6 protein-coding genes are annotated in these 7,442 nt (G+C 64.2%); 3 read left to right on the forward strand and 3 right to left on the reverse strand.

The window, feature by feature from the left end; translation table 11 throughout:
* Window positions 1–69: 69 nt before the first annotated feature.
* Together VGN46_RS06635 and VGN46_RS06640 are read left to right on the forward strand one after the other, a co-directional pair.
* A complete protein-coding gene (locus tag VGN46_RS06635) occupies window positions 70–1,278 on the forward strand; it encodes an SDR family oxidoreductase (RefSeq protein WP_331641955.1) in 1,209 nt (402 codons plus the stop codon).
* Between the two features lie 74 nt (window positions 1,279–1,352).
* Entirely contained in the window at window positions 1,353–2,831 is a 1,479-nt protein-coding gene (locus tag VGN46_RS06640) for a hypothetical protein (RefSeq protein ID WP_331641957.1), read from the forward strand.
* Window positions 2,832–2,834: 3 nt separating this feature from the next.
* Here the strand turns inward: VGN46_RS06640 and VGN46_RS06645 are convergent, their stop codons facing one another.
* Window positions 2,835–3,857 carry a sulfite exporter TauE/SafE family protein gene (locus tag VGN46_RS06645; RefSeq protein ID WP_331641959.1) on the reverse strand — a complete coding sequence of 341 codons (1,023 nt, stop codon included), beginning with the start codon at window positions 3,855–3,857 and terminating at the stop codon, window positions 2,835–2,837.
* Between the two features lie 193 nt (window positions 3,858–4,050).
* On the opposite strand from VGN46_RS06645, the gene VGN46_RS06650 reads away from it, so the two are divergent.
* Entirely contained in the window at window positions 4,051–5,175 is a 1,125-nt protein-coding gene (locus VGN46_RS06650) for a glycosyltransferase family 9 protein (RefSeq protein ID WP_331641961.1), read from the forward strand.
* On the opposite strand, the gene VGN46_RS06655 is transcribed toward VGN46_RS06650, so the two are convergent.
* Complete coding sequence (locus VGN46_RS06655) at window positions 5,148–5,813, reverse strand: response regulator (RefSeq protein ID WP_331641963.1); 666 nt, start codon at window positions 5,811–5,813, stop codon at window positions 5,148–5,150. The two genes, VGN46_RS06650 and VGN46_RS06655, sit on opposite strands and share 28 nt — an antisense overlap.
* Before the next feature lie 66 nt (window positions 5,814–5,879).
* A complete protein-coding gene (locus VGN46_RS06660) occupies window positions 5,880–7,358 on the reverse strand; it encodes a SulP family inorganic anion transporter (RefSeq protein ID WP_331641965.1) in 1,479 nt (492 codons plus the stop codon).
* Between the last annotated feature and the right edge of the window lie 84 nt (window positions 7,359–7,442).

Here is a 7,442-nt window from a genome sequence, read left to right on the forward strand (position 1 = left end):
AATCAATACCGATCGGCGGAGGATACCCATCCAGCAAGACACCTCCTCCCACACGATTCGGAGTCACTTATGAACGCTAAAACCATCATCGTCACTGGCGCTTCGCAGGGCATCGGCGCCGGCCTCGTCAAAACCTTCCTCGAGCGCGGCTATAACGTGGTCGCCACCTCCCGCAAGGTGAGCGAATCGAAGGAACTGCCGGTTTCCGACCGTCTGGTTCGCGTCGATGGCGACATCGCCCACGCCGCCACCGCCGAAGCCGTCGTCAACGCTGCGGTCAAGGCCTTCGGCAAGGTTGATGGCCTGGTGAACAACGCCGGCATCTTCATCGCCAAGCCGTTCACCGACACGACCGAAGACGACTACCGCCAGCTGCTCTCGATCAACCTCGATGGCTTCGTCTACATGACCCAGCGCGTGATCAAGCAGTTACTCGCCCAGGGCACGGGTGGCGCGATCACCAGCATCACCTCTCCGCTTGCCGATCACCCGATCGCCGGCGTGCCCGCCTCGATCGCCATGATCACCAAGGGCGGCATCGAGTCGGCCTCGCTGAACCTCGCGATGGAATACGCGTCGCAGGGCATCCGCGTGAACACCGTGGGCCCCGGCATCGTTGATACGCCGATGCACGCCAACGGCCCGAAGGACATCCTGGCCACGCTCTCGCCGATCAACGGTATCTCCACCATCCAGGAAGTGGTCGACGCCGTGGTGTTCGTCACCGAAGCGCCGCGCGTGACCGGCGAAGCGCTCCGCGTGGATGGCGGCGCCCACCTCGGTAAGTGGGTAATGAACGCCTCGCAAGCGCACGCCGCCGGCGCAGAACGTCGGTTGGTGGAACTCGGCCTCACGCTCCCACCGCCGCCGTCACCTTTCGGCAAGTACGTCGAAGCGGTGCGGGTGGGCAACATGGTGTACTTCAGCGGGATGCTGCCTGCGGTCGGCCATGACCTGCCCTTGCTGGGCCGCGTGGGCGAGGCACTGACGGTAGCCGATGGCCGCAAGGCCGCTGAAATGGCTGCCCTGAGCGCACTCGCCGCGGCGAAGGAGTTCCTTGGCTCGCTCGACAAGGTCACCGCGGTAGCGAAGCTGGGTATTTACATCGCCACCGTGGGTGATTTCCGCGAACACCCTGCCATTGCCGACGGTGCGTCGGAACTGATGGCCCGCGTGTTTGGTGACGACATGCTTGCACCACGTGTTGTCCTCGGCATGGCCAGCCTCCCGCTTGGCGTGCCGGTGGAACTGGAAGTATTGCTCGAAGTCGCGGAGTGATGGCGACCGGCCGGCGGCCTCAAGATTTGCGACCGCCGGCCGCTACGGAGGAGAGAATCTAACGAAGGACCGTTGTGAATCCCCTGCGGCTAACGACCCCATCGAGCACGGTAGCCACGAGCTGGCAGGATCGGCTGTACACGCTGGCCACCCGGCTGGCCGCCGTGGTGCAACGCGTGGCGACGCCATCCGTCGTCTTCGAACCCTCGGCCACGCCTGCAAGTGCTACCTACGCGGATCCGACGAAGACGACCGTCGATCCGTCATCGGACGCTGCGCTTGGCGCGCTCCTGGCACGGAACAGCGCATCGACCCATACCGGCAACATCTTCGCTGGCCTTGGCCAGGCCCTGCTCGGACGCTTCGCCACGGAAGGGGCGAACTTCACCTCCGACGTCAGCGGGTCCTCTGGCGCGGACAGCGCCATCTCCCTTGGCATCCGTACCGCCAGCGGCGCGACGGTGAATCTCTCGTTGAATGCCACTGAGAACGGCTTGTCCGTTAACCTGCATACCGACCGCACGCTCAGCGACACCGAGAAACAGGCCGTCGCGGGACTGGCGCGCGCCTTCGAAGACGCCGTCGGTGGCCTGGGCAAGCAACCACCCACGCTCGCACTGGACGGTCTGCTGGCCGCCGACCCCTCCGTACTGACCAGCGTCGATCTGAACGCGTCGGTCGCGACCGCGCCAGGTATCCACGAATCCATCGCGCTGCATGCCGGCAGCGATAGCCGCTCACTAAAGGTTGATGGTCCCGCGGGTTCGGTCGCACTGAACCTCGACATGAGTCAACCGGCGACGTGGGGTAACCGAACCCAACGTGATGCCTCGGTGGCGAACACCCTGGGCCAGATCGATGCGGCGGCGCTTCGCGGCCATGCCGATGCCTCACTGGTGGCGCTGTTCAAGGATGGCTTCAGCCAGCTCAACAGCCACTACCCGCCGACACCCGCCACGGCCACTACGCGTGGTTCGATACGCGACCTCGCCAGCAGCGACCACGCACTGCTCACCGGGCTCGCCGATTTCAGCGCTTCCCTATCCCAGGCGACCAGCGCACCGAATCCCATGCGTGGCAGCGAGCTGGATACGTTCAACTATGACGTATCCCAGTCCTCGACGATCAGCGGCCGCAACGCCAGCGACCGGCACATCACCCAGCAGCAGGCGAGTCACCTGAAGGCCAGCTTCCACGCATCACCGTGGTCGGATACGCCTTTGAACCTCACCAACAAGCTGGGTTCACAGAACTACCTCTACACACAGATCGACGACTCGGCGCACGCCAGTACGAACATTGCTTACGCCAGGGGTGAGCTCCTTTCCGCAAGCATCAGCCACGATGCCAGCCACGATACGCACGTGCAGAAGTACATGGTCGGCCAGCTTGTCGACGATACGGATACGCCTTCACACCAGGCGGCCACGCGCGACCTGCTGCCCCTGTTGACGGAGCTCGCGCGTCATCGAACGACGAACGATCCTTCGTCCCTCGCTACCCTGCATGGGTATACGCAGCTCAAGGCAAGTCCTGCGCCGATCGCTGGCTAAACGCTACAACGTGTACTTCGCCACCACGCCATCGCGCCATACGTGAACCTCGAAGGCACGATGGGTGAGGGACTGCACGACCTCAACCATGACCCGATCAGCGCCCTCGGCCAGACGCTCCGCGCGTGCGCGCACGTGTTCGGGCAGATCGGCCAGCATGACTTCGTACTCCACCTCCATGGGCTCCGAGCGGCGGAACTCGAGCATGGCTTCGCGACCGAAACCCATCACCCGGGCGTCGAGTCCACCGGGAACGCGGCTGGCATGTAACGCGACACCGTGATGCGCGGCCAGGTCCGATGTTGAACCATCGAGCATCGCCATGCCCGCCACGACCATCGACGCATAGCCCACGCGGCGAAAGACCGATTCACTAAGCAGCGGAAGCACGTACCGTGCGGCGAGCGTGGCGACCACGGCCGCCGCGCCAAGCACGGCGCCAGCCACCATCGCCTCGTTCGTCACGAGGCCGAAGTACGCGTACAAGATGAGCTTGACGATATGCAGGGCTATTTCGTTCGCCGCGCGCGTCGCGACCAGTTGTTCCCGTGATAAGCCTTGCTGAAGGTAAAAGCCGTTGAAGAGCAGGCCCACCGCACCAGTAAACCCTGATACAAACCCTGCGACAAATCCGATGAGGGTGAGCAAGCCGCGCGCTGGCGGGCGCTTCGCAACGACGGCGCGAGGCTTGCGCCACAGCATGGGCAGGTTGGCGACGAGAAACACGCCAACCGCCAGCTCTGCGTACGCAGAGCTGGCGCGCTGCAAAAGCCATGCACCGAGCAGCGCGCCCGGCAATGACGACGGCACGAACCAACGCACGACACCCCAGTGGGTGTGCCGGACGAATACACCGATTCGCGTGAGGGAACTCACCGCGCTACCCAGCGATAGCGCAACGGGGACCTGTGCCATCGGTAAACCGGCCCGCAGCACGGGCATCAGCACCAACCCGGCGCCACCGCCGCTCACAGCACTTACCGTAAACGCCGCGATGGTGCAGGCAAACAGGATCGCTAAGAACATCTACCTTCTCCTTGGAGCGGGAAGCATGGCGACGTGTCCTTAGCTGCACCTTCGACGATAGCCGTCTGCTCCAGTGAGCACTCAGCTAAGGCTAGGCTAAGTAAGGATCCTGTCATCTGCCTGACAGGAGGCTCTAAGGTCAGGCAGGCAAGGTGTGCGCACTGCCTGTCTGTCGGGTGCCCACGGACTACGAATGTCATCGCTCCTCGCCACGTCTCACGCTACGGCTTCCACGGACGGAAAACGCACGCCCATGCACGGGCGCCTGCAATCATTTCGTCGCCGGGCCATGGCATGGCTCGTGCGCAAGGCGTTTCCGGATGCCGACAACCTGGTTTCCCCCGGGCAATTGCCGCGAAGTGGCATGCAACGCATCCTGGTCTGCCGGCCCAACCATCGGCTGGGCAATACGCTGATGATGACTCCGCTGCTTGCCGAGCTCGAAGCACGGTTTCCTGGTGCCGAGGTCGATCTGCTCGCATCGGGCGGGGCCGCTCGAAGCGTATTCGCCGGCTTCCCCTCGGTGGGCGAGCTCTTCCTGCTCGATAGGCGTGCCCTGCGCCATCCGCTCGCTACGTTGCGCACGCTTGGGCGCTTGCGCGCGAAACGCTACGACCTGGTGATCGATGCCGCGTCCGGCTCTACCTCCGGAAGAATGGCGGCGCATCTTGCGCGCGCCCGGTTCCAGCTTCGCGTGGAAGGAAGCCCGGATGCGCCCGCCCATTTCGCGGCACGCCCAGTACACGCGTTGCGGGAGGCGCTCGGCGTGAACGGTGGCGAGTGGCCTGTGCTAGACCTCCGCCTGAGCGCGCCAGAGCGTGCCAAGGGCGCGGAAACACTGCTCCGCGTATTGAAAGCCGGCCATACGAGCGCCGCGCCGGTCCTGGCCATCTTTCCCAATGCCACGGGCGCGAAGTGCCAGGATGCCACCTGGTGGCGATGCTTCCTCGCCGCACTGCTTGAGCGCATCGGCGACTACCGCATTGTCGAACTGGTCGCCGCAGATGGCCTGTCAAGGCTAGATAACGTCTACCCTACGTACTTCACCAGCGACCCGCGCAAGCTGGCCGCCTTCATCGAGGCGGCGGGTCTTTACATCAGTGCGGACTGTGGCGTGATGCACCTCGCTGCCGCGACACAGGCCACCACCGTGGGCTTGTTCAGCCGTACCGACCCGCAAAGGTACTCGCCTTACGGCGCGGGCAACGCGGGCATCACGTGTGATGAAGCGGGCCCTGAGCAGACGGCACGCCAGGTCGCCATTCGCGTTGCCGCGTCGCGAATCGCCTCTCAGGCGGGATCGATCGGCACCATGTAACCGAAGCCACGGACCGTGCGGATACTGTCGGAGCCAAGCTTGCGGCGCAGGGCGTGCACAAGGACCTCGAGCGCGTTGGGGCCTACATCCGATTCATTGCCGTAGACCGAGCGCTCGATGGTTTCGCGGCGGACGATACGCCCTGCCCGCTCCATCAGCACGTGCACCAGGGCGAATTCGCGCCGGGTAAGTTCGATACGGTCGCCCTCGAGCGTCAGTTCCATGCGCCCTACGTCCAGGCGCAGGTTGCCGGCCTCCATGACATTATCGGCCAGGCCCTGCGCACGCCGCGCCAGCGAACGGATACGTGCGGCAAGCTCATCCAGATGGAACGGCTTGACGAGGTAGTCGTCGGCGCCCGCATCCAGGCCTTCGACGCGCGATTCAATGCTGTCGCGAGCCGTCATCACCAGGATCGGGGTGCGAATGCCATCCCTGCGCGCCTCGCGCAGCACCTGCACGCCATCCTTGCTGGGCAGGCCCAGGTCGAGCAGGACCAGGTCGACATTCTCCTGGCGCAGCGCTTCCAGCGCCTCGTTGCCCGTGCGCAGCCACATCACCGCGTGGGTGAGCTGTTCCAGCGCGCGCTTGATCGCAGCGCCCAGCCGCTCGTCGTCCTCGACCACGATGATGTTCACGGGAGCCTCCGCAAGTTATATCAGCCCCTATTCTGCAACACCGAAACGGAACGGAAACCTGCGATGTCAGTGACCCGTGCCCGGACGGGCACCTTCCTTGTCATGGATACCCAGGCGGCTCACCAGGGTCGCACTGGCCTGGTTGAGGCCACGAACGTCCACGGGAACGCCCAGATCGCGGAATTTCAGCACGATCTTGTCCAGCGCCCCGACCGCGGTGAGGTCCCAGAAGTGGGCCTCTTCCACGTCGATCACCACACCTGACAGGCCATCCTCACGCATATCGAATTCCTCGACGAACGTATCGGACGAGGCGAAGAAGACCTGGCCTTTGACCGAATACGTGCGTATGCCGTCGTGCGAAAGCGAGCTATCGACGTCGAGCATGCGCCCGACCTTCGTGGCGAAGAACACCGCCGACAACAGCACGCCCGTCAGCACACCGCGGGCGAGGTCGTGGGTCCACACCGTGACCACGACCGTGGCCAGCATCACCACGCTGGACGAAGTCGGGTGCGAACGCAGCGTCGCGAGCGAGCGCCAGCTGAAGGTGCTCAGCGAGACCATGATCATCACAGCCACCAAAGCGGCCATGGGGATCTGACGGACCCACGGTGCCCCGAATACCACGAGGATCAGCAGGACGACGCCCGCCACCAGGGTGGACAGGCGCCCACGGCCACCCGACTTCACGTTGATCACCGACTGGCCGATCATCGCGCAGCCTGCCATGCCACCGATCAGGCCCGTCGCGATATTGGCCAGGCCCTGGCCCATGCATTCGCGGTTTTTGTCCGCGCGCGTCTCGGTCATGTCGTTGACGATCTGAAGGGTCATCATTGACTCGAGCAGGCCCACTACCGACATCGTCAGCGCATACGGCAGCACGATCTTCAGCGTATCCAGGTTCAGTGGCACGTCCGGCCAGAGGAAATGCGGCAGTGAATCGGGCAATGCGCCCATGTCGCCGACGCGGTGGATATCCAGCTTGAACACGATCGCGACGATGGTCAGCAGGACGATCGCAACCAGCGGCGAAGGTACGGCCCGGGTCACATAAGGAAACAGATAGATGATCGCGAGGCCGGCCGCGCACATCGGGTAGACGAGCCAGGGCACGCCGATCAGTTCGGGCAACTGGGCCAGGAAGATCAGGATGGCGAGCGCGTTGACGAACCCCGTGACGACCGAGCGCGATACGAAGCGCATCAGCGATCCCAGTTTCAGCGCACCCATGATCATCTGGACCACGCCGGTACAGATCGTCGTGAGGAACAGGTACTGGAGGCCATGCTCCTTCACCAGGCTGACCATGAGCAGGGCCATGGCGCCGGTCGCGGCGGAGATCATCGCTGGACGGCCGCCCGCGAACGCGATCACGACCGCCATCGAGAACGACGCGTACAGACCGACTTTCGGGTCGACGCCCGCGATGATCGAGAACGCGATGGCTTCGGGGATGAGCGCGAGCGCGACAACAAGTCCCGAAAGGATGTCGCCGCGCACGTTGAAGAACCACTGCTGGTTCCAACGGGTGGTATGCATGAGGGGTCTTCTTCGAGGGGCCGGAAGAATACCACGCAGCCCCTGCCCTGTAGGAGCGCGCTTGCGCGCGAAGGGGCTTGCCGC

The organism is Luteibacter sp. (genome assembly GCF_036500425.1).
Classification (GTDB): domain Bacteria; phylum Pseudomonadota; class Gammaproteobacteria; order Xanthomonadales; family Rhodanobacteraceae; genus Luteibacter.

Bases quoted from the DNA above. Each gene is read 5' to 3' on its own strand.
- VGN46_RS06635 (WP_331641955.1), top strand. From the start codon at position 70: ATGAACGCTAAAACCATCATCGTCACTGGCGCTTCGCAGGGCATCGGC.
- VGN46_RS06645 (WP_331641959.1), bottom strand. From the start codon at position 3,857: ATGTTCTTAGCGATCCTGTTTGCCTGCACCATCGCGGCGTTTACGGTA.
- VGN46_RS06650 (WP_331641961.1), top strand. From the start codon at position 4,051: ATGTCATCGCTCCTCGCCACGTCTCACGCTACGGCTTCCACGGACGGA.
- VGN46_RS06660 (WP_331641965.1), bottom strand. From the start codon at position 7,358: ATGCATACCACCCGTTGGAACCAGCAGTGGTTCTTCAACGTGCGCGGC.